General features: G+C 70.5%; 3 protein-coding genes. 2 read left to right on the top strand and 1 reads right to left on the bottom strand.

Annotation, left to right across the window (positions count from 1 at the left end; translation table 11 throughout):
• The first annotated feature begins 207 nt into the window (after window positions 1–207).
• Both D183_RS0111245 and ybaK read left to right on the top strand, forming a co-directional pair.
• Window positions 208–693 carry an asparaginase domain-containing protein gene (locus tag D183_RS0111245; RefSeq protein WP_017909075.1) on the top strand — a complete coding sequence of 162 codons (486 nt, stop codon included), beginning with the start codon at window positions 208–210 and terminating at the stop codon, window positions 691–693.
• A 9-nt stretch (window positions 694–702) separates the two neighbouring features.
• A complete protein-coding gene (gene ybaK / locus D183_RS0111240) occupies window positions 703–1,176 on the top strand; it encodes a Cys-tRNA(Pro) deacylase (protein WP_017909074.1) in 474 nt (157 codons plus the stop codon).
• A gap of 6 nt (window positions 1,177–1,182) precedes the next feature.
• Here the strand turns inward: ybaK and D183_RS0111235 are convergent, their stop codons facing one another.
• Window positions 1,183–2,784, bottom strand: a complete 1,602-nt coding sequence (locus D183_RS0111235; protein ID WP_081613323.1) for a S8 family peptidase — start codon at window positions 2,782–2,784, stop codon at window positions 1,183–1,185.
• Between the last annotated feature and the right edge of the window lies 1 nt (window position 2,785).

Genomic DNA, 2,785 nt, shown 5'->3' with positions numbered 1-2,785 from the left:
CCCCCCCGCCACAGCGTGGCTACGGCTGGGCGGAACTGCTGCTGGCGCTGCTGGTGGTGGGCCTGTCCAGCGCGCCGGGCATCCGCGCACGCTTCGCCCGCCGCCGCGGCGCGGCCGGGCGCGACTGAGCGGCCGTACCGCCGCGCCCGGTATCATGGACGGCCTGCGCGGCCACGGCCGCGCCCCGACATGCTTCTAGGAACGGCAATGGAAGAACTCCTGATCGTCACCACCGGCGGCACGATCGACAAGATCTACTTCGACGACAAGTCCGACTACCAGATCGGCGACCCGCAGATCGGCCAGATCCTCAAGGAACTGGGCGTGACCTTCCGCTTCACGGTGATCCCGATCATCCGCAAGGATTCGCTGCACATCACCGACGAAGACCGCGAGCTGATCCGCGCCACCATCGCCGCGCAGTCCGCGCGCCACGTGCTGATCACCCACGGCACCGACTCGATGGTGCAGACCGGCAAGGTGCTGCAGGCGATCGAGGGCAAGACCATCGTGATGACCGGCGCGCTGAACCCGGCGCGCTTCCGCGGCTCCGACGCCGAGTTCAACATCGGCTGCGCGGTCGGCGCAGTGCAGTCGCTGCCGGCCGGCGTCTACATCGCCATGAACGGGCGCATCTGGGATCCGCAGAAGGTGCGCAAGAACGTGGCGGCGAACCGTTTCGAAGCGGCCTGAGCGGCGACGATGTCCAAGGCCACGCGCGCAACCAAGGCGCTGGATGCGGCCGGCGTCGTCTACCGGCTGCATCCCTACGACTACGAAGCCGAAGCCGGTGCCAAGGGCCTGCAGGCCGCACAGGCGCTGGGCCTGCCGCCGGAGCGGGTGCTGAAGAGTCTGATGGCCTGGGTCGATACGCGCGCGGTCTGCGTGGTGGTCCCGTCCGACCGCCGCGTGCAGTTGAAGAAACTGGCCGCCGCCGCGGGCGGCAAGGCGGCGCGGATGATGGAGGCCGCCGAGGCCGAGCGCCGCACCGGCTACAAGGTCGGCGGCATCAGTCCGCTGGGCCAGCAGCGGCCTGCGCCGGTGCTGATCGAGCAAACGGCACTGGGCGCAGGCAGCGTCTGGTTCAACGCCGGGCAGCGCGGCCTGCTGCTGGAAATGGAGGCCGCGCAGGTGCTCGACGCACTGCAGGCACGTGCCTGCGACCTGTGCGAGTGAGGCGCGTCAGTAACTCGCGGTCGCACTCACGCCCGCCACCGCGGTGACCGCCTTGATCCGCACGTAATAGAGCCCGGCCGGCAAGGTCAGCGTGCAGCGCTCGGTGGTACCGGCGGCGACCGACCGGCAACCGTATGCGGTATCGGTCGGCAGGGCGCCCGCGCGCAGGTACAGATCGGCATTGCCGCTGCCACCGCTCAGGGCCAGCGTCAGCGCAGACGTGCCGGCGGGCACGGTGATCTGGTAGTACAGCGACGTTCCCGCCTTGAGCGACAGGTTTGCCATCGGCACGCCACGCACCAGCGTCTGCGCCTTCACTGTCGCCGCCACCGCCGCACCCGCATTGACCAGCCCTGCACCGCAGCCGGCAGTGCACGCCACCGGCAGCGGGCTGGCGGTGGCCTTCAGCCGGGCCTCCAGTTCCGCCGGCGTCAGCGGATTCAGCGCTGCCGACAGCACCAGCGCGGCGACGCCGGCCACGTGCGGCGCCGCCATCGAGGTGCCGCTGTAGGACGCATACGCCGGCGCCCCCGGCCCCAGCGTGCCGGTATTGAGCGTGGACAGGATGCCCTGTCCGGGAGCGGCAATGTCCACGCCCGCCCCATAGTTGGAAAAACTGGCACGGGCGCCGGCGGAGGTGGTCGCGGCCACCGCGATCACGTTCGGACAGTTGGCGGGCACGCTGCCGGCGACATCGCTGTTGCTGTTGCCCGCAGCGACGACGACGCTGGTCCCGCGCGCAACCGCACTCGCGATCGCCCCTGCCATCGTCGGCGAACAGCTTCCGGCGGCACCCAGCGACAGGTTGATGACCTGCGCCGGCGTCGGGTTGGCGGGAACGCCAGCGATGGTGCCGCCGGACGCCCAGACGATGGCGTCGGCGACATCGGAGAGATAACCACCGCATTTACCCAGCACACGCACCGGCAGGAGCTTCGCGTTGAAGGCGACGCCGGCGACACCGGCGGCATTATTGGTGACCGCGGCGATGGTGCCGGCCACATGCGTGCCGTGCCAACTCGAACTCGCCCCCGGGGTGCCGGCACCGCAGGTATTGGCGGGATAGCCATCGCCCGGATCGGCGGCGTCACGGTCGCGGCCGCCGCCATCGCCGGCCACCAGGGGATCGCTGATGAAGTCGTAGCCCGGCAACACGTTCGCAGCCAGATCCGGATGTGCGGTGATGCCGGTATCGAGCACTGCGACCACCACACCCTTGCCCGTCGCCAGATCCCAGGCCGGGCGCACATTGATCGTCGCCGTACCGGTTCCGAACGCCCATTGTTGGGACAGGCCAGGATCGTTCGGGACCAGCGAGGGGCGCAACAGCACATCGACCTCCACGCGCGCGACGGCCGGATCGGCGGCCAGGCGCCGCATCAGCGTCTCCGCCTCGACGCGATCCAGGCTGCGATCGGCGGCGATGACGTCGGCACCGGTCGCCAGGCGCCGCAACGATGCCAGGCCGAGGGCACGGCCGCGCCGGGCCGGCAACATGCGCGCGGCCTCCGCCAGCGGTGCCGCGCGCGAGGCCAGCGCAGGCGCGGCGCCATCGCGATAGGTGACGATGAAACGCTGTGGATTCGGCGTCGTCGCCAGCGCCTGCAAT

Origin of the sequence: Xanthomonas sp. SHU 199 (assembly GCF_000364665.1) — a bacterium.
In the GTDB taxonomy this organism is placed as follows: Bacteria; Pseudomonadota; Gammaproteobacteria; order Xanthomonadales; family Xanthomonadaceae; genus Xanthomonas_A; species Xanthomonas_A sontii.
Note: the sequence above shows the minus strand (reverse complement) of the source record. Positions and strands in the feature narration are given on the sequence as shown.